This is a genomic window from Phenylobacterium sp., assembly GCF_041913825.1.
In the GTDB taxonomy this organism is placed as follows: Bacteria; Pseudomonadota; Alphaproteobacteria; order Caulobacterales; family Caulobacteraceae; genus Phenylobacterium.
On record NZ_JAYSEO010000037.1, the window covers coordinates 18,621 to 35,467 of the forward strand.

Consider the following 16,847-nt stretch of genomic DNA (forward strand, 5'->3'; position numbering starts at 1 on the left):
CTCGTCGTCTAGGCCCGGCGGGCCACCGCGAAGTCCGCGAGGTCGGCGAGCGCGGGGCGCCAGCCGTTCGAGCCGAAGCCTTCCAGCGCCGCCTTGGCGCTGTCGGCATATTCGCCGGCCAGGCGCAGGGTGTCGTCGAGCGCGCCGGTCTGGCGCATCAGCTCGCGCGCGCGCTCGAAGTCGCCCTCGACCTGGTCGCGCCGGTCGATGGTGCGGACCCAGAACTCGCGCTCGGCGGGCGTGCGTTGCATGACCAGCAGCAGCGGCAGGGTGGCCTTGCCTTCGCGGAAGTCGTCGCCGGTGTTCTTGCCCATGGCCCCGGCGTCGCCGGAGTAGTCGAGCGCGTCGTCCACCAGTTGGAACGCCAGACCGAGATCCTGGCCATAGCGGCGCAGCGCCCGGCAGCGCTCGGGGGAGGCGCCGGCCGAGACCGCGCCGACTTCCGCCGCGGCGGCGAACAGCTCGGCGGTCTTGGCCCCGATGATCTGCAGATAGACCTCCTGGGAGAGGTCCATGTCGTGGGCGCGGGTGAGTTGCAGCACCTCGCCTTCCGCAATCACGCGGCTGGCCCGGGCGAGGATCTCCAGCGCCGGCATGGAGCCCGCGCCGACCATCAGCTCGAAGGCGCGGGCGAACAGGAAGTCGCCCACCAGAACCGACGAGGGCGCGCCCCAGATGAGGTGCGCGGCCACCCGACCCCGGCGCAGTTGGGAGGAGTCCACCACGTCGTCGTGCAGCAGGGTGGCGGTGTGGATGAACTCCACTGCGGCGGCGAGCTTCAGGCAAGCGTCGTCGCGGGCGCCGGCCAGCCGGGCGGCGGCGACGGTGAGCAGCGGGCGCAGGCGCTTGGCCGAGCCGGCGATCAGGTGGTCGGCGAGCGCCGGGATCACCGGCACCGGGCTGTCCATGTGCTTGCGGATCAGCGCGTCAACGGCGGCCATGTCGGGCGCGGCGAGCGCGATCAGCGCGTCCAGGGACGGGGGCTTCTCGACGACGGCCGTGCGGGCGGCTTCCACGCGGGTACAGAGCTCCTGAAGCGGCGGGCGGTCGAAGGGGGAGGCCGGCCGCCGTTTGCCGGGACAATGGTGACGCGCTAGGGCACGGTCAAGCGCGGCCCATAGCCCTTTGCCCCACCTTACGCCAGCCCCAAGGCCATGGACGAGACCACCGAGGACCTGCTGCTCGACCGACGCGTGCGGCTCCGCCAGTCGGCGCACGGCTACCGCGCAGGCATGGACGCGGCCCTGCTGGCGGCGGCCTGCGACGCTCGGGCTGGCGAGCGGGTGATCGAAGCCGGCTGCGGCCCGGGCGCCGTCCTGCTGCAGGCCGCCGCTCGCCGGCCGCACACCCGGTTCGTGGGGGTGGAGCGCGACCCCGCCGCCCTGGCGCTGGCCCGCGAGAACATCGCCCTGAACGGCCTCGAAGACCGCGCGGAAGCTGTCGGCGGGGACGTCGCCGAACGCTTCCCCCGGCTGGGCCTCGCGCCGTTCGACGCCGCCCTCGCCAACCCGCCGTTCTTCGACGACGAGCGCCGGCTGCGCGCTCCCTCCCCGCCCCGTCGCGCCGCGTGGATCGCGGACGACGGCCTCGGGGCCTGGATCGGCTTCCTGCTGAAGGCGGTGCGCGAGCGCGGGACCATCACCCTGATCCACCGCGCCGACCGCCTCGACGACATCCTGGCGCTGCTCGCGGGGAAGGCCGGCTCCGTTCAGGTGCTGCCCGTGCACCCCTTCGCCGACGCACCCGCCAAGCGGGTCCTCGTGCGGGCGGTGAAGACCGGCCGGGCGCCTCTGCGCCTGCTGCCCCCGCTGATCCTCCACGCGCCCGGCGGCGAGCACAGCCCGCAATCACAGGCGATCCTCAGGGGCAAGGCGGCCCTGAACTGGAGCTGAGGCGCCAGAATGTTCTTGTTTTGTTCTTGCATTGGAACAATCCTCCCTCTATGATGCGAGGCTTGGAGGGGCTGCGCCCGCACCAAGGCACGAAGGGGGACGCTGGACATGGGGCTACTGGAGGACACGAAGAAGAGGGCGCGGGCGGCAGAACAAGCCTTGAAACAGCGGATACGAGACGCCAGTCACGATGCTCGGGAACTGGAGGCGCTCGGCTACGCGGTCGTGAAGCGGGCGATCCGCACAGGACAGGATGTCCTTGCCAGAACGCCCTCGGAGGTTCGGCAACTCGGACTGGCGGCCGTTCAGGGACGATTGCCACAGGAGCTTGCCGGCGCTGTTGCGAAGAAGGTTGCTCAAGCAGCGGCGCCCGCCCCTAAGGCGAACTCATCGGCGCGGAAGGCGGTGGTCAAGCAGGAGCCGCCGAAGAACACGGCGGGGCAGCAGGTTCGGGCGGCGGTCAGTGGCGCCGTGGATGAGTTCACGCTCGGCACCGCGGACCATGTGCTCTCGGCCGGCGAGGCGCTGCTGGACGGTGGGGTGCAGGGCGTCGGCGATCGCTACGCGACCGAGATACGCCAACGGCGGGCGGAGGACGCCTACGACAGCGAAAATTACGGCGCTGCGCGAACGACTGGCCGAGCTGTGGGCTTCATCGGAGGGCTCGCCGCAACGGGCGGCGTGGCCTCCGCGACCCGTGCCGGGCTCTCCGGTGCTCCGCAGGCTGCGAAGCTGTTAGCTGCCGTGGCCAAGGCGCCCAAGCTCAAACACGGAGTCGATTCTCGTGGGCTCGTGCAGTTCGCAGCGGGCAGCGGAGCCGCCGCCGGCGCGGCGTCCCAGGTCGTGGAGGACGCAGCCGGCGGGCGGGTGAGCTCTCCCGGGCAGTACGGCGCCGCCGCTCTGGGCGGGGCGGCGGGCGGTGTGGCGACGCTACGCTACGGACCGATGCGCGGCGGGGCGATCGGCGGCGCGAGCGATGCGGCCGGGAGCGACATCGCCGCCGGGCGAATGCCCTCGGCCGGGGACGCGATCGGCGCGGCTCACGGGGCCGCCCTGCTCGGCAAGGCGGGGGACGTGCTCGGGACCTACAGAACCGCAGCGCTGTCGTCCCACCTCAAGGGGAAGGTCGGAGAGGCGCTGTCGTACGGGAAGACGCTCGCAAGGGGGAAGGTCCCGGACGTGAGGAAGGACGGCGTGCCTATCGGCAATGGGAAAAAGGTCAGTAAGCCAGATCAGAAAATCGATGATGACTACCTGGATGCGAAGATGGGGCCTTACGCCGACCTGACACCGAACCAGCGGCGCCTGAAGAAGATGCAGGATGACAGTGGCAGAGAGTTCATCATCGACGCCTGGCAGTTCCGCGACGTCGGCAAGGCGGCCGGGATCCTCGCTGCGCCGTTCGGCGGCGTCTGGGCAGGCGAGGAGGCGACACCTTGGCGGGCCAGGTGAGGAGGCCGCTCAGCGCCTTGAGGTTATTCCCGTGCACCTCTGGCCGGCACGAAGAGGGAGATGCGCTGCTTCTACGCGTTGAAGGCGAAGGTCGCCTCGCCCCCTGACGAGTAGGTGAGCGTGCCGTAGCGCATCTCTTGGATGAAATCCGGCAGATTGGCTATGGCGCGCTCGCGGGTTCGTCGGAAGTGGGACGCGCGGACGGGATCGGGTCGGCGAGCCAGGTCTCGACGCCGATGGCGCGAGACTGGACCATGGCCGGCTTCCCTCAGTCGATGCCGAGGCGGGCGCGGTAGGTCTCATGGACCAGGTCGTGCCACTCGGGGTGCTTGGTGATGTAGGCGGCGATGAAGGGGCAGAGCGGGATGACCTTCAGCTCCTGCTTGCGGGCATAGCCGAGCGCGGCCTTGGCCAGTGCGGAGCCGACGCCCTTCCCCTCAAAGGCCTCGGGCACCACCGTGTGCGGCAGGATGATGCCGTGGTCGACCAGGCGGTACTCGGCGAAGGCCGTCTCGCCGTCGAGCGTCACCTCGAAGCGGCGGGTGTCCTCGTTCATGACGACGTCGATGGGGGCGGCTTCGGACATGGGAACTCCTGGCTTGCGGTCCGATCTTGAGCCGAAGGCGGGCAAAGGAAAAGGCCCGGGGACGCGCCCCGGGCCTTCGTCTCTTCCCTCCCCGGCTTCCGCCGGGCGAGGGGCGGTGTCGCCGCGCGCCTAGTTGCGCGCGGTGTCCACCAGCTTGTTCTTGGTGATCCAGGGCATCATGGCGCGCAGGCGCTGGCCCACTTCCTCGATCTGGTGCTCGGAGCCGCGCCGGCGGGTCGCCTTGAAGCTCGGCTGGCCCACGGCGTTCTCGGCCATGAAGTCACGGACAAACCGGCCGGACTGGATGTCCTCCAGCACGCGCTTCATCTCGGCCTTGGTCTCCGGCGTCACGATCCGCGGGCCGGTGACGTACTCGCCGTACTCCGCCGTGTTGGAGATCGAGTAGTTCATGTTGGCGATGCCGCCTTCATAGATGAGGTCGACGATCAGCTTCACCTCGTGCAGGCATTCGAAATAGGCCATCTCCGGCGCGTAGCCGGCCTCGACCAGGGTCTCGAAGCCCGCGCGGATCAGCTCCACGAGGCCGCCGCAGAGCACCACCTGTTCGCCGAACAGGTCGGTCTCGCACTCCTCGCGGAAGTTGGTCTCGATGATGCCCGAGCGGCCGCCGCCGATAGCGGAGGCGTAGGCCAGGCCGAGGTCCATGGCGCCGCCGGTGGCGTCCTGGTGGATGGCGATCAGGCACGGCACGCCGCCGCCCTTCTGGTACTCGCCGCGCACCGTGTGGCCCGGGCCCTTCGGCGCGACCATCAGCACATCGACGCTGGCCTTCGGCTCGATCAGGCCGAAGTGGACGTTCAGGCCGTGGGCGAACATCAGGGCCGCGCCGTCGCGGATGTGCGGCGCGATCTCGTCCTTGTAGATGTCCCGCTGCAGTTCGTCCGGCGCCAGGATCATGATGGCGTCGGCCCAGGCCGCGGCCTCGGGAACCGTCATCACCTTGAGCCCGTCCGCTTCCACCTTCTTGGCGGTCGACGAGCCCGGACGCAGCGCCACGGCGACGTTCTTCACGCCGGAATCGACGAGGTTCAGCGCGTGCGCACGGCCCTGCGAGCCATAGCCTACGATGGCGATCTTCTTGTCCAGGATGCGGGAAATGTCGGCGTCGCGGTCGTAGTAGACGCGCATGATTGTTCTCCTGAACAGGTTAGAAGTCGGGTTGCAGTGCAACGCAGCCGCCCCAAAGCGCGCGCTTTCCAGCGTTTTTTTGCGCGCAGGTCAAGGGAAGCCGGCCCATTGCGGTGCGTCAAAGGCGCAGGCGCGCCATGGCGAGCGAGTCGACATATTCGCCGTCGCGCCAGGCATAGGCGCGCATCAGCCCCTCGCGCTCGAAGCCGAAGCGCTCGTAAAGGGCGATGGCCGGCAGGTTGTCGGCGTAGACGTGCAGCTCCAGGCGCTTGATGTTCCACCAGCGCTCAGCCAACTCCACGACGGCGGCCATCAGGGCCGAGCCCACGCCCCGTCGCGCGAAGGCGTCGTGCACCGCCATGCCGAGGCTGGCCACGTGCCCACGCCGGTGCGGAGCCTCGCGCTGCAGCCCCGCGGACCCCACCACCCGGCCCTCCACCTCGGCCACGAGGGCGCGGCGGTTCGGGTCCGTGGCGTCGAACATCGTCTGGCGCAACTCGACGGGCATGTACGGCGTCTGCAGCGTGCCCCAGATGGCGCGCGGCTGGTTCATCACCTCGGCGATGGCGGGGACGTCGGCGCTCTCCATGGCGCGGACGGCGATCTTGGGCGGCGGATCCATGGTCCTTCTCCTGGGGCGGAGGCGGACGGGGCGCATGAAAAAGCCCCGTCCGGCGTCCGGCGGGGCTGGCGGGGTGCAGCTTGGCTCGAGTGCTAGCGCGCGACGTCCCTCACCGGCCGGCCGGAGGCCGGGGTGATAAGGTTTACGAGGTGGGCGAGGCCGCAACGCATGCGGGGAGCTTAACCCGGACGACGAAGCTTGGCAAAGCAGGACGATGATCGAGGTCACCGCATCCATCGCGCTGCAGGACGACGAGGTGGTCTGGAAGGCGGTCCGCGCCTCCGGGCCCGGCGGGCAGCACGTCAACAAGACCTCGACCGCGGTGGAGGTGCGCTTCGACGTGCGCGGCTCGCCCTCCCTGCCCGAGCCGGTGCGGGCACGCCTCTACCGGCTGGCCGGCAACCGGCTGACCCAGGAGGGCGTGCTGGTCCTGGTGGCCCAGACGCGGCGGTCGCAGGAGCTGAACCGGCAGGAAGCGGTGGAGCGCCTGCTCGAGCTCATCCGAAAGGCGGCCGAGCCGCCGCCCCCGCCGCGGAAGAAGACCAAGCCCACATACGCCTCGAAGCTGCGTCGTCTGGAGGGCAAGGCCAAGCGGTCGAGCGTGAAGTCCATGCGAGGCAAGCCGCGGTTCGACTGAGCCTCAGCCGCGGTCCATCACCACCGGCCGCAGGCAGTTGCGGCGCACCTCCTCGAACTCCGCCCGCGTCGCCTGACCCGCCTTCATCCAGCGGCGCGTCAGGATCGCCGTTCGACAGTCGAAGACGTCGTTCAGGGTATCGAACGAAATGCCCGCCTGCATCAGCTCCATATCGGTGTAGGGCAGCGCCTGGGTCTTCTGTTCGTCCCGGCTGGGGATCGGCGGCGGGGAGTCACTGTCATCGCCTTCGTTCAGCGCCTCGATCAGGGCCGCGCGATAGGCGGTGAACCACTCGACGGCGCACTCGTCCGCGGCCTTGGCGCAGGGCTCTGCGCCGAGATCCTTCAGGTAGGTGCTGGGCGCGCGCGCCGATTTCGGGCCGAAGGCGCTGGCCCCGAACACCTCGGTGGCCATGCCGCCGGCCTCGGCGAGGTCGGCTTGGCTGATGGCCGCGTCGCATTCGGCCGCCGTGAAGCAGGCGCCCTCCAGCTTTTTCTGCGCTCGGGCTAGCGCCCGGGCCGCCGCCTCGCCATCGTCGGAAGCGGTCTCCGTAGCCGGCCGCTCCGCGGCGGGCTCAGCGCCGCCGCACGCCGCAAGCCCCGCAACCAGCGCCGCCGCGCAGCCCACCGCCATAATCCGCACCATTTTCACCTCCCGGCCTGGGCTGGTGAGTGGTCAAGCTGGCGAAGGGTTCCCGCGCGATCTTCTGGCCACTTTCGGCCGCATTGGCGTATAGGCTGACGCTCATGTCGAAGGTTAGCCTGATCACCGCCGCCGCCGCCGCCTGCGGCCTGACGCTCGCCGCCTGCGCGCCGACGCTGGGGCCGCCGCCGCCTCAGGGCCGCCTGAGCGGTCCGCCGGTGTTCCGGGCGTCCGAGTTCGGCTGGTCCCAGGCGAACGGCCGCAACGGGGTGGCGGGCCACCTCGCCTACCGCCGCGGCGCCGTCCGATATAGCTGCGCCGGGGCCGGCGTGGTGCTGACGCCGGAGACGGCCTGGTCGCGCGCGCGCATGGCCGCGCTCTACGGCTCGACCGAGCGCGCGGCGCTGCCCACCGAGGAGGTCCGGGCCCGCACGCCCAAGGCCCCGGCCGGCGACGCCGGTCCCTACGTGAAGCGCGCCACCTGCGACTCCGCGGACCGCTTCAGCTTCGGGGGCCTGCCCGACGGGGCCTGGTACGTGATCACCACGGCGCGGCCGGTGGGCGCCCCGCAGGGCGACAGCCTGGCGCTCATGCGCCGGGTGGTGACCCGCGGCGGGCGCACGGTCAGCGTCGAACTTTAATTCACGGCGGCGCTGAACCTCCCTTTCGCAAGGGGGTTCCGCTCACCGGCGGGGGCGAGAGGACGTCCCTCCTGGTGGGAGATAACGACATGCGCCCCCTGTTCGGCGCCGCCCTGGCTCTGACTTTCGCCTGCGCCGCCGGCGCCTCCGCCGTCGCCGCGGAACAGACCCCCGTGAAGTTCGAGCGCGCCGCCGCCGTCGGCGACTTCTCGCGCCCGGCCAGTGACCGCGGTCCAATCCTGGAGAAGGGCTACACCGCCCGCCACCGGCGGATCGCCGACTGCCTGGCGACCTACCCCGGCTACGATCCCAAGACCGACCGGATCGAGGTGGCGCCCGGCGTCACGCGACCGTGCCGTCTGCCGGTCGTCCAAGCTCGGCGCTAGGAACCCAACGGCCGTCTTTCCGCTTCCCCGCGCCTCGGGATGCCGCGAGGAGAGACGTGATGCGCAAGATGATCTGCGCGGCCGCGGCGGGCGTCGCCCTGGCCGGTGGCGTGGCGGGGCTGGCGACCAGCGCCCAGGCCCAGCCCTACGGGTACTATTATGGGCCGCCGACCCCATACGGCGACTATTACGGCCGCCCCTACGACTACAACCGCTACGGCCAGCCCTACGGCTACCGCGGCAACGATCCCGTGGCCGCCGGGATGGCCGCCCTGGGCGCGGTGCTCGGGATGAACGTGCAGGGCGGTTATGGCGATTACGGCTATGGCGTCCCGGTGGACCGCTACGGCCCCGACCCCAACGGCATGATCGGCCCCGACGGGCGGCGGATCAAATGCAAGCTGCGCCGCGTGCACGACCGCTACTACGGCGGTTACGTCACCCGGCGGGAGTGCTGGAGCCGCTAGGCGGCAGACCGACGAGGGCCCCGGAGGCTCGCGCCTCCGGGGCCCTCTTTCCTCTCACCCAGGCCTGCGGGTCAGTGCACCTTCGCGCGGCCGATGGCGAGGCCGTCGCCGGAGGAGCCGACCTCGATCACCTGGCCGTCGTCCAGCTCGCCCGCCAGCAGCTTACGGGCGATGGGGTCCACCAGCTCCTTCTGGATCACGCGCTTCAGCGGCCGCGCGCCGTAGACTGGGTCGTAGCCGCGCTCGGCCAGCCAGTGCAGGGCGTTGGGATCGAGGCTGATCGCCATCCGGCGGTCGGCGAGGAGTTGCTCCACCCGCTTGAGCTGGATGCGTACGATGTTGTCCATCTCCGCCCGGCCGAGCCGCTTGAACAGGATGATCTCGTCGATCCGGTTCAGGAACTCCGGCCGGAAGTGCCGGCGGACCACGTCCATGACCATCGGGCGGGCGGTCTCCACGTCGTCGCCGTCGGCCATGTTGGCCAGGTACTCCGAGCCCAGGTTGCTGGTCATGATGATCAGCGTGTTCCGGAAGTCGACGGTGCGGCCCTGGCCGTCGGTCAGGCGGCCGTCGTCCAGCACCTGCAGCAGCACGTTGAACACGTCCGGGTGGGCTTTCTCGACCTCGTCGAACAGCACGACCTGGTAGGGCCGGCGGCGGACGGACTCCGTGAGCGCCCCGCCCTCGTCGTAACCGACGTAACCGGGAGGCGCGCCGATCATCCGGCTCACCGAGTGCTTCTCCATGTACTCGCTCATGTCGAGGCGGGTGACCGCCGCCTCGTCGTCGAACAGGAATTCGGCCAGCGCCTTGGTGAGCTCGGTCTTGCCCACCCCGGTGGGGCCGAGGAACAGGAACGAGCCGATCGGGCGGCTGGGGTCCTTCAGGCCGGCGCGGGCCCGGCGCACGGCGTCGGAGACGGCGACCAGCGCCTCCTCCTGGCCGACCACCCGGTCGCGCAGCTTGTCCTCCATCTGGAGCAGCTTCTCGCGCTCGCCCTCCAGCATCTTCTCCACCGGAACGCCGGTCCAGCGGGAGACGACGGCGGCGATCTGCTCGGCGTCGACCACCTCGGGGCTCATGGCGTCCTTGCCGCCCTCGGCCGCCTCGGCCTCGGCCAGCCGCTTCTCCAGCGTGGGGATCTCGCCATAGGCGATCTCGGAGGCGCGCTGCAGATCGCCGCGACGCTGGGCGTTGGTCAGCTCGGCGCGGAGCCGGTCCAGGGCCTCGCGGGCTTGGGCGGCCGCGCCGACCTTCTCCTTCTCCGCGCGCCAGCGGGCGGTCATCTCGGCGCTCTCGGACTCCAGCTCCCGCAGCTCCTCCTCGAGCTTCTCGAGCCGAGCCTTGGAGGCGGCGTCCGTCTCCTTGGTCAGCGCCTCGCGCTCGATCTTGAGCTGCACGACCCGCCGGTCGATCTCGTCCAGTTCCTCGGGCTTCGAGTCCACCGCCATGCGCACGCGGCTGGCCGCCTCGTCCACGAGGTCGATCGCCTTGTCCGGCAGGAAGCGGTCGGTGATGTAGCGGTTGGAGAGGGTCGCGGCGGCCACGATGGCGCTGTCGGAGATGCGCACGCCGTGGTGCACCTCGTACTTCTCCTTCAGGCCCCGCAGGATCGAGACCGTGTCCTCCACCGTGGGCTCCGAGACCATCACGGGCTGGAAGCGCCGGGCGAGCGCCGCGTCCTTCTCCACGTGCTTGCGGTACTCGTCGAGGGTGGTCGCGCCTACGCAGTGCAGTTCGCCGCGCGCCAGCGCGGGCTTGAGCAGGTTGGAGGCGTCCATGGCGCCGTCGGTCTTGCCCGCGCCGACAAGGGTGTGCATCTCGTCGATGAAGAGGACGATTGAGCCCTCGGCCGCGGTGACCTCGTTGAGCACCGCCTTCAGCCGCTCCTCGAACTCGCCGCGGTACTTCGCCCCGGCGATCAGGCTGCCCATGTCGAGGGCCAGCAGCTTCTTGTCCTTCAGGCTCTCCGGCACGTCGCCGTTGACGATGCGCAGCGCCAGGCCCTCGACGATGGCGGTCTTGCCGACGCCGGGCTCGCCGATCAGCACGGGATTGTTCTTCGTCCGGCGGGACAGGACCTGGATCGTGCGGCGGATCTCCTCGTCGCGCCCGATCACCGGGTCGAGCTTGCCGTCCCGGGCGGCCTGGGTGAGGTCGCGGGCGTAGCGCTTCAGGGCGTCATAGCCTTCCTCGGCCGATGCGCTGTCGGCGGTCTTGCCCTTGCGCAGGTCCTGAGCGGCGGCCTCCAGGCTCTTGGTGTCCACGCCAGCCGACTTCAGCGCCTTGGCCGCGTCGCCGCCTTCCTTGGCGATGGCGATCAGCAGGCGCTCGGTGGTGACAAAGGCGTCGCCCGCCGACTTCGCCCCAGCTTCGGCGTCGGCGAACACGCGCGCCGTCTCGGGCTTCAGGTAGAGCTGGCCGGAGCCGCCCTCGACCTTGGGCAGCTTGCCGAGCGCCTCGTCGACGGCGCGGTCGGCCTCGTCCGGCCGGCCGCCGGCGCTCTGCACCAGCGCACGCGACAGGCCGTCCTTCTCCTCCAGGAGCACCTTCAGGAGGTGCTCGGGCGCGAGTTGCTGATGGCGCCTGGCGAGCGCCAGGCTCTGCGCCGACTGGATCGCCTGTTTGGCGCGGTCGGAATAGATGTCGATGTTCATCGCGTCCCCTCGTAGGCGGATTGGCGGGGGTCGCCTTGAGAAAGCGCAACCACCACCTGACCGGATGTAGTGTGGCCCAAAGGTCACACAAGTCCTGGCTGGCGGCAAATCCCGATCGCATGCTCAGGATCACAGGGTCGGCGAACGCCGGAATCCCCGCCCTCGTGATCGCGACGCTCTCGACGCGAGTTTGTGTGGCCTTGGCGACACAAGCCGGCCGCTCCACGCAGACGCGAGGAACCCTCGGCCTCGCAGAAACCTAGAGTGGCGCCCACACCAAGGCCGACTTTCCTCCCCGGAGTTTCCCATGCGTAAGATCCTCCTCACGGCGTTCGCCGGCGTCGCCGCCAGCGCGCTCGCATCCCAGGCCCAGGCCGGGGGCTTCTACCTGCAGGAGCAGTCCGTCCGTGGTCTCGGCCGCGCCTACTCGGGCGAGGTGACCGACCAGGGTCCAGCCTCCCTGTGGTGGAACCCCGCCGCCATCGCGCGCAGCCCGCGCGAGGCCTACGTGGGCGCGCATGCGATCTTCGTCGAGGCCCAGGTGGAGAACACCGGCTCGACCATCACCTATCCGGGCGGGACCACCCTGCCCGTCACCGGCGAGCCGCGCGCCTTCAACCCGATCCAGAACGGCGTGGCGCCGAACTTCGCCGTCTCCACCCCGGTGGGCGACCGCTTCGCACTGGGCCTGTCGGTGGCCGCCCCCTACAATTTCACCACCAAGTACCGCCGCAACGCCTGGGCCCGCTACGACGCCCTGGAATCGCGCCTGAACACCGCGGACATCCAGCTCACCGGCGCCATGCGCGTCACGGACTGGCTCGACGTGGGCGTGGGCGTCAGCGCCCAGTACGCCGACGCCAAGCTGCAGACCGCCTATCCGAACCTCTCGCCGCAACTGCCGGACGGCGTCTCGCAACTGGCCGGCGACGGCTGGGACTACGGCTGGTCGGCCGGCGCCCAGGCGCACTTCGGCGCCCTGACGCTGGGCGCCAGCTACCGCTCGAAGATGGAGCACGACCTCGACGGCCGCATCTTCGTCGGTGGCCTCGCGGGGCCGCTCGCCGCCGCGAATGTCGACGCGGAGGGCAGCGCCGGCTTCGACACCCCATGGATCGCCACCTTCGGCGCGAGCTACGCGCTCACCGACCGCCTGACCGTCCATGGCCAGGTGCAACGGATCGGCTGGGGCGAGTTCGACGCCATTCGCGTGCAGGCCCCGGCCGGGCCGCAGACGCTGGACCAGAACTACAAGGACGTGACCACCGGCGGCGTCGGCCTCGACTACGCCGTCAACGACCGCCTGACGCTGCGGGCCGGCATGCAGTACGACCCCACCCCGACGCCCGACGACGAGCGCACCGCCCGCGTGCCGGACGGCGACCGGTGGTTCTACGGCGTGGGCGCCACCGCTCAGGTGACCCCCGCGGTCGCCCTCGACCTTGGGGCCGGCTACATCGACTTCGAGAAGACCCGGATCCGCCACGACACCACTTTCTATGCGGGCACGCCGGCGGCCGTGACGACCCGCCTGAACGGCGAGGTCACCGGTCAGGGCTTCATCCTCTCGGCCGGCGTCCGCACCCGGTTCTGAGGCGGCCGACCCGCCCCGTCACCGGGGCGGGTTGTGCTTCTCCAGGAAGGCGACCACTGCCTCCAGCATCTGCAGGCGGGTCTCGCCGCGGGTGAGCCAGTGGTCCTCGCCGGGCAGGATGGTGAGCTCGTGCGGCTTGCCGGCCTTCTTCAGCGCTTCCGCCATGATCCGGCTCTGCTCCAGCGGCACCACCGTGTCGTCCTTGCCGTGGACCAGCAGGATGGGCGCCACGATTTGTTCGACGTTCAACGCGGGCGAGTAAGAGGCGAGCACTCCGACGTTCCTGACTTCCGGCGGCCCGGCAAGGACGTTGAAGGTGGCCACCACCTCCTCGTTCTTGCCCTCCGCGTTGAGGGTGGTGCCCGTGGTCGAACGCCGAGGCGTCGCCCCGAGCAGCGGCCTGAGCTTCTTGGACGCGAGATTCAGGTGGAACCCCATGAGGTTCTCACGCCGCCCCCCGCCCCAGAAGCCAAGGCCCGCGGTCTTGGAGGTGATCAGCGCAAGGTCCTGCGATCCCACCCATTCCAATTGGCGGATCTTGCTGTCGCCCAGCCCGAACTGCGCGCTGGCGCCATCCTTCACGTTGCGCACCAGCAGCACCCGCTGCCCCTGCTCCGACACGACCACCGCAAAGCTCGAGCCGTCCGGCGCGACTGTCGCTCCGTCGATCGTCGGCAGGCTGCCGTAGATGTCGAGCGGCGGCGCCGCCGCCCCGGGCCGCAGCCGCCGGCAGCACCAGGCTCGCCACCGAAGCGGCCAAAAGGGTCAGGACACTGATCATGCAGCTCCCCCCGGATGCGCGATCCGAGAGTGGCCTGCGACCGCGCCGGCGCCAAGGCCGAGCTTCAGCCGAGCGGCTCGGCGGGCCTCGTGTAGACGCGGGTCACGTAGCGGAGCTGCTCGCCGGCGGTCCAGATGAGGTGCTCGATGCCGGTGATCTCGTGGGCGAGGTTGGGGTTGGAGCCTTCCAGGTCGAGCGGCTGGATGTGGTCGCCGCGGGCCATGGGGGTGAAGGGGTCGTCGCTGTCCACCTTCCACAGCAGGTCCTGCGCGCCACCGGGGCCGTAGAGCTCCAGGCTGTAGCGCTTGAGTTGCTCGATCTTGAAGCGCGAGGTCATGCCGCCGGAACGTCGGCGGAGGCGGTCAGTTCAGCTCGGACTTTTTCGGCGGACCGGGCGGGAGCGGCGCGACGGGGACGCCGTCCTCGACCAGCTCGCGGACCTCCTTGGGCGTCGCCTGGCCGTAGATGCCGCGCTCCTCGGCCTTGCCCTCATGGATGGCGCGGGCCTCGCGGGCGAAGGCGTCGCCCACGTCGTCGAAGTTCTCCTCCACGTGCCGGCGGATGCGACCCATCGCCTCCATCATCATCGCCTGCATCTGGGGATTGGGCTCGGCCGCGGTGGCCGTGCGCTTGGTGCCCCTCACGGCGGGGGCCATGATCTGCTTACGGACGGCCTTCGACGCGCAGACCGGGCACTCCAGCAGGCCGCGCCCCTGCTGGTCGTCGAAGTCGGCCGACGAGCCGAACCAGCCTTCGAAGCCGTGGTCGTGCTCGCAGGTGAGCGCGTACTTGATCATTCGGGAGATATAGGAACCGCCGCCGGATCGCGCCCGCCAGAAGCACGCGCGGCCGGCTGCGGTCAAGGCGCCGGGACGTCCCGCGCCTGGCGCGCCTTAGGCAGCCTGCTGCAGCAGCGGGTCGAGCTTCCCCTCGCGCTCCAGCGCCATCATGTCGTCGCAGCCGCCGATGTGACGCTCGCCGATGAAGATCTGCGGGAAGGTGGCGCGGCCGGACCGCTGCATCATCTCCGCCCGCTTTTCGGGATCGAAGGCGGCTTCGATCTCGGTGAACTCGACGCCCTTCTTCTCCAGCAGGGAGACCGCGCGAACGCAGTAGGGGCAGTAGGGCTTGGTGTAGATGGTGACGTGGGCCATGGCGCTCTAACAAAAGCCGGTCTGTGACGGTTTCATATAGTGAGTCCGGGCCGCTCCTTAACCCGCGCCACGACCGCCAGGTCGACGCGGGCCGCGCCGGCTGCCTTCAGCGCCCTCGCGCAGGCCTCCGCCGTCGCGCCCGTAGTCAGCACGTCGTCCACCAGTAGGATGCGCCGGCCGGCCACCTGGGCCGCGCGGCCGGCGGGCACGTGGAAGGCGCCGGCGACGTTGCGCTTGCGGCCCGATCCCGACTTGCCGCCCTGGCTCTCGGTGGCGCGCCGGCGCACCAGCGCGTCGGGCAGGTAGGCCACACCGGAAAGCGCGGCCAGCGGCCGGGCGATCTCCGCGGCCTGGTTGTAGCGGCGGCGGAGCAGGCGAAAGGGGTGCAGCGGCACGGGAGCGATTGCGTCGGCGTCGGACAGCAGCTCGCGGGCCGCCCGGCTGAGCCAGCGAGCGAGCAGCGGCGCGAGGTCGAGGCGGTCGGCGTGCTTGAGCTTCAGGATCGGGTCGCGGGAGACCTCGTCGTAGAGGCAGGCGGCGCGGGCGGCGTCGAAGGCCCTGGGCCTTGTCGTGCAGGCGGCGCAGCGGTCGCCGGTCTCGTACTCGTAAGGCTGCCCACAGCCGTCGCACACCGGGCCGTCGAGGAAGTGGATGCGGCTCCAGGTCTCGGCCGAAAGTCCGCCGGCCAACGCCCCGCCGCCGTCGAGCGTCTGCGGCGGGAACAGCATATCGAGCCCGCCGCGCCACAGCGCTTTTGCCCGCGGCCCCGGTTTCCATCCGCCGGCGAAAAGCCCATCTTCCGCGGCCATGTCCGCCCCGCCCCTGATCTTCGACCGCACCCTGCACCGCAAGCGCCTCGACCGCGCCGCCAGGGACTATGCCCAGGCCGACTTCCTGAAGCGCCGTGCGGCGCTGGATGTGGTCGAGCGCCTGGAGGCGATCATGCGGGACTTCCCGCTGGCCGTCGACCTCGCCGCCCGCGGCGGGGCGTTCCGCGAGGCGCTGGCGGAGAGCGAGGCGGCCGGCCGCGTCGAAATCCTGGTCGAGGCCGACCTCTCGCCCCGCATGCTCGCCCGCCCCGGCGGCCCGCGGGTGGTGCTGGACGAGGAGCGCCTGCCGTTCGCCCCTGAGAGCCTGGACCTCGTGGTCTCGTCCCTTGGCCTGCACTGGACGAACGACGTGGTGGGCGCGCTGATCCAGGTGCGCCGGGCGCTGAAGCCGGACGGGCTGTTCATCGGCTCCTTCCTGGGCGGGGCGACGCTGACCGAGCTCCGACAGTCGCTGGTGGCCGCAGAGGCCGAGATACTGGGCGGCGCCGGCAGCCGCGTCTCCCCTTTCGCCGACACCGCCGACGCCGCGGGCCTGCTGCAGCGGGCCGGCTTCGCCCTGCCGGTGGCCGACGTCGACCGGGTGAGCGTCACCTACGACCATCCGGTGAAGCTGCTCTACGATCTGCGCCGGATGGGCGAGACCAGCGTGCTGGCCGAGCGGCACCCGCGGAAGCTCACGCGCGCTCTGCTGCACCGGACGTTCGAGATCTACGCCCAGCGGTTCGCCGAGCCGGACGGCCGCGTGCCGGCCACCTTCGAGATCGTCACCCTCACGGGCTGGGCGCCGCACGAGAGCCAGCAGCAGCCGCTGAAGCCCGGCTCGGCCAAGATGCGGCTGGCGGACGCCCTGGGCACGGTGGAGCACCGGCTACCCGGCGGTCGGTGACCGCAACCTCCCGCTAACCATCCCGCGCGACAACTGACCACGGCGGCGCTTGCGCAGGCTACGGCCTACGGTGGCGCTTCGGGGGGCTCCCAGCGGGGAGTCAGTTGTGACATCGACCATTCGTAGCTGGGGCGCCGCCCTGGCCGCCGCGGCCCTGGCGGGCTGCGCCACCTCGTCCGCGCCGCCGGAACGGGCGGCGCCCGCCGCCGCGCGCGCCGGCAAAGCCCTGGAAACCCGGGCCAGCGCCTTCGAGAGCTTCATGCGCCGGGCCGGCGGCATCGGGGCCGGCTTCTCCGGGCCTGCGGCGGTCGCCTCGGCCCTGCAGGTGGGCGCAGGGCACGATCCGCAGGAACTGCAGGCCGGTATGGTCGCCTACGCCGCCGTGGCCGCCCTGCAGGAGCCGCGCTTCGTGGTCGGCGTGCGCCGCGCCGGCCGGGGCGACCTCGCCCGCCGGATCGCCGCCGATCCCCG

Annotated in this window: 19 protein-coding genes and 1 pseudogene; 9 read left to right on the top strand and 11 right to left on the bottom strand. The window is 70.9% G+C overall.

All coding sequences use genetic code 11. The features are described 5' to 3' along the window. Positions 1-8: 8 nt before the first annotated feature. Positions 9-974, bottom strand: coding sequence for a polyprenyl synthetase family protein (locus tag ACE3Q8_RS21670; protein WP_374472826.1), 966 nt, complete (start codon positions 972-974; stop codon positions 9-11). A 180-nt stretch (positions 975-1,154) separates the two neighbouring features. Here ACE3Q8_RS21670 and ACE3Q8_RS21675 point away from each other — a divergent pair, with 180 nt between their 5' ends. Continuing rightward, positions 1,155-1,892: a tRNA1(Val) (adenine(37)-N6)-methyltransferase gene (locus ACE3Q8_RS21675; RefSeq protein WP_374472793.1), complete on the top strand. Its 738-nt coding sequence runs from the start codon at positions 1,155-1,157 to the stop codon at positions 1,890-1,892. Positions 1,893-2,000: 108 nt separating this feature from the next. Then, positions 2,001-3,344: a hypothetical protein gene (locus tag ACE3Q8_RS21680; RefSeq protein WP_374472795.1), complete on the top strand. Its 1,344-nt coding sequence runs from the start codon at positions 2,001-2,003 to the stop codon at positions 3,342-3,344. 268 nt (positions 3,345-3,612) lie between these two features. On the opposite strand, the gene ACE3Q8_RS21685 is transcribed toward ACE3Q8_RS21680, so the two are convergent. The 3 genes from ACE3Q8_RS21685 to ACE3Q8_RS21695 form a co-directional block, all read right to left on the bottom strand. Continuing rightward, positions 3,613-3,930, bottom strand: coding sequence for a GNAT family N-acetyltransferase (locus ACE3Q8_RS21685; protein WP_374472797.1), 318 nt, complete (start codon positions 3,928-3,930; stop codon positions 3,613-3,615). 129 nt (positions 3,931-4,059) lie between these two features. Next, positions 4,060-5,079 (bottom strand): ketol-acid reductoisomerase, encoded by a 1,020-nt coding sequence (gene ilvC / locus ACE3Q8_RS21690; RefSeq protein WP_374472799.1) that lies wholly within the window; start codon positions 5,077-5,079, stop codon positions 4,060-4,062. A 118-nt stretch (positions 5,080-5,197) separates the two neighbouring features. Further along, entirely contained in the window at positions 5,198-5,701 is a 504-nt protein-coding gene (locus tag ACE3Q8_RS21695; protein WP_374472801.1) for a GNAT family N-acetyltransferase, read from the bottom strand. Positions 5,702-5,915: 214 nt separating this feature from the next. Between ACE3Q8_RS21695 and arfB the strand changes: the two genes are divergently transcribed. Continuing rightward, positions 5,916-6,338 carry an alternative ribosome rescue aminoacyl-tRNA hydrolase ArfB gene (arfB, locus tag ACE3Q8_RS21700; RefSeq protein WP_374472803.1) on the top strand — a complete coding sequence of 141 codons (423 nt, stop codon included), beginning with the start codon at positions 5,916-5,918 and terminating at the stop codon, positions 6,336-6,338. Positions 6,339-6,341: 3 nt separating this feature from the next. Here arfB and ACE3Q8_RS21705 read toward each other — a convergent pair whose 3' ends face one another. Further along, positions 6,342-6,983: a hypothetical protein gene (locus ACE3Q8_RS21705; RefSeq protein ID WP_374472804.1), complete on the bottom strand. Its 642-nt coding sequence runs from the start codon at positions 6,981-6,983 to the stop codon at positions 6,342-6,344. Between the two features lie 101 nt (positions 6,984-7,084). On the opposite strand from ACE3Q8_RS21705, the gene ACE3Q8_RS21710 reads away from it, so the two are divergent. From ACE3Q8_RS21710 to ACE3Q8_RS21720, 3 genes are all read left to right on the top strand, one after another. Further along, positions 7,085-7,621, top strand: coding sequence for a hypothetical protein (locus tag ACE3Q8_RS21710; RefSeq protein ID WP_374472805.1), 537 nt, complete (start codon positions 7,085-7,087; stop codon positions 7,619-7,621). A gap of 89 nt (positions 7,622-7,710) precedes the next feature. Continuing rightward, positions 7,711-8,007 (top strand): hypothetical protein, encoded by a 297-nt coding sequence (locus ACE3Q8_RS21715; protein WP_374472807.1) that lies wholly within the window; start codon positions 7,711-7,713, stop codon positions 8,005-8,007. Between the two features lie 59 nt (positions 8,008-8,066). Then, complete coding sequence (locus ACE3Q8_RS21720) at positions 8,067-8,474, top strand: hypothetical protein (protein WP_374472809.1); 408 nt, start codon at positions 8,067-8,069, stop codon at positions 8,472-8,474. 71 nt (positions 8,475-8,545) lie between these two features. Here ACE3Q8_RS21720 and clpB read toward each other — a convergent pair whose 3' ends face one another. Beyond that, a complete protein-coding gene (gene clpB, locus ACE3Q8_RS21725) occupies positions 8,546-11,131 on the bottom strand; it encodes an ATP-dependent chaperone ClpB (RefSeq protein WP_374472811.1) in 2,586 nt (861 codons plus the stop codon). 307 nt (positions 11,132-11,438) lie between these two features. Between clpB and ACE3Q8_RS21730 the strand changes: the two genes are divergently transcribed. Further along, a complete protein-coding gene (locus tag ACE3Q8_RS21730) occupies positions 11,439-12,725 on the top strand; it encodes an OmpP1/FadL family transporter (RefSeq protein ID WP_374472813.1) in 1,287 nt (428 codons plus the stop codon). An 18-nt stretch (positions 12,726-12,743) separates the two neighbouring features. On the opposite strand, the gene ACE3Q8_RS21735 is transcribed toward ACE3Q8_RS21730, so the two are convergent. From ACE3Q8_RS21735 to ACE3Q8_RS21755, 5 genes are all read right to left on the bottom strand, one after another. After that, positions 12,744-13,352, bottom strand: coding sequence for a prolyl oligopeptidase family serine peptidase (locus tag ACE3Q8_RS21735; protein WP_374472815.1), 609 nt, complete (start codon positions 13,350-13,352; stop codon positions 12,744-12,746). Between the two features lie 218 nt (positions 13,353-13,570). Beyond that, complete coding sequence (locus ACE3Q8_RS21740; protein ID WP_374472817.1) at positions 13,571-13,843, bottom strand: hypothetical protein; 273 nt, start codon at positions 13,841-13,843, stop codon at positions 13,571-13,573. Positions 13,844-13,868: 25 nt separating this feature from the next. Next, positions 13,869-14,303, bottom strand: coding sequence for a DUF1178 family protein (locus ACE3Q8_RS21745; protein WP_374472819.1), 435 nt, complete (start codon positions 14,301-14,303; stop codon positions 13,869-13,871). Positions 14,304-14,399: 96 nt separating this feature from the next. Continuing rightward, positions 14,400-14,660 carry a glutaredoxin 3 gene (grxC, locus tag ACE3Q8_RS21750; protein WP_374472821.1) on the bottom strand — a complete coding sequence of 87 codons (261 nt, stop codon included), beginning with the start codon at positions 14,658-14,660 and terminating at the stop codon, positions 14,400-14,402. A gap of 32 nt (positions 14,661-14,692) precedes the next feature. Next, positions 14,693-15,469: a ComF family protein gene (locus tag ACE3Q8_RS21755; protein WP_374472822.1), complete on the bottom strand. Its 777-nt coding sequence runs from the start codon at positions 15,467-15,469 to the stop codon at positions 14,693-14,695. Here ACE3Q8_RS21755 and ACE3Q8_RS21760 point away from each other — a divergent pair. Both ACE3Q8_RS21760 and ACE3Q8_RS21765 read left to right on the top strand, forming a co-directional pair. Further along, the gene (locus tag ACE3Q8_RS21760) at positions 15,468-16,376 is read left to right on the top strand and encodes a methyltransferase domain-containing protein (protein ID WP_374472824.1); all 909 of its coding nucleotides are present in this window, start codon (positions 15,468-15,470) and stop codon (positions 16,374-16,376) included. The two genes, ACE3Q8_RS21755 and ACE3Q8_RS21760, sit on opposite strands and share 2 nt — an antisense overlap. A gap of 106 nt (positions 16,377-16,482) precedes the next feature. Continuing rightward, positions 16,483-16,847 (top strand): annotated as a pseudogene (locus ACE3Q8_RS21765) (hypothetical protein); the annotation flags it as partial.

Bases quoted from the DNA above. Each gene is read 5' to 3' on its own strand.
- ACE3Q8_RS21675 (WP_374472793.1), top strand. From the start codon at position 1,155: ATGGACGAGACCACCGAGGACCTGCTGCTCGACCGACGCGTGCGGCTC.
- ACE3Q8_RS21680 (WP_374472795.1), top strand. From the start codon at position 2,001: ATGGGGCTACTGGAGGACACGAAGAAGAGGGCGCGGGCGGCAGAACAA.
- ACE3Q8_RS21685 (WP_374472797.1), bottom strand. From the start codon at position 3,930: ATGTCCGAAGCCGCCCCCATCGACGTCGTCATGAACGAGGACACCCGC.
- ilvC (WP_374472799.1), bottom strand. From the start codon at position 5,079: ATGCGCGTCTACTACGACCGCGACGCCGACATTTCCCGCATCCTGGAC.
- ACE3Q8_RS21695 (WP_374472801.1), bottom strand. From the start codon at position 5,701: ATGGATCCGCCGCCCAAGATCGCCGTCCGCGCCATGGAGAGCGCCGAC.
- arfB (WP_374472803.1), top strand. From the start codon at position 5,916: ATGATCGAGGTCACCGCATCCATCGCGCTGCAGGACGACGAGGTGGTC.
- ACE3Q8_RS21705 (WP_374472804.1), bottom strand. From the start codon at position 6,983: ATGGTGCGGATTATGGCGGTGGGCTGCGCGGCGGCGCTGGTTGCGGGG.
- ACE3Q8_RS21710 (WP_374472805.1), top strand. From the start codon at position 7,085: ATGTCGAAGGTTAGCCTGATCACCGCCGCCGCCGCCGCCTGCGGCCTG.
- ACE3Q8_RS21715 (WP_374472807.1), top strand. From the start codon at position 7,711: ATGCGCCCCCTGTTCGGCGCCGCCCTGGCTCTGACTTTCGCCTGCGCC.
- ACE3Q8_RS21720 (WP_374472809.1), top strand. From the start codon at position 8,067: ATGCGCAAGATGATCTGCGCGGCCGCGGCGGGCGTCGCCCTGGCCGGT.
- clpB (WP_374472811.1), bottom strand. From the start codon at position 11,131: ATGAACATCGACATCTATTCCGACCGCGCCAAACAGGCGATCCAGTCG.
- ACE3Q8_RS21730 (WP_374472813.1), top strand. From the start codon at position 11,439: ATGCGTAAGATCCTCCTCACGGCGTTCGCCGGCGTCGCCGCCAGCGCG.
- ACE3Q8_RS21740 (WP_374472817.1), bottom strand. From the start codon at position 13,843: ATGACCTCGCGCTTCAAGATCGAGCAACTCAAGCGCTACAGCCTGGAG.
- ACE3Q8_RS21745 (WP_374472819.1), bottom strand. From the start codon at position 14,303: ATGATCAAGTACGCGCTCACCTGCGAGCACGACCACGGCTTCGAAGGC.
- grxC (WP_374472821.1), bottom strand. From the start codon at position 14,660: ATGGCCCACGTCACCATCTACACCAAGCCCTACTGCCCCTACTGCGTT.
- ACE3Q8_RS21760 (WP_374472824.1), top strand. From the start codon at position 15,468: ATGTCCGCCCCGCCCCTGATCTTCGACCGCACCCTGCACCGCAAGCGC.
- ACE3Q8_RS21755 (WP_374472822.1), bottom strand. From the start codon at position 15,469: ATGGCCGCGGAAGATGGGCTTTTCGCCGGCGGATGGAAACCGGGGCCG.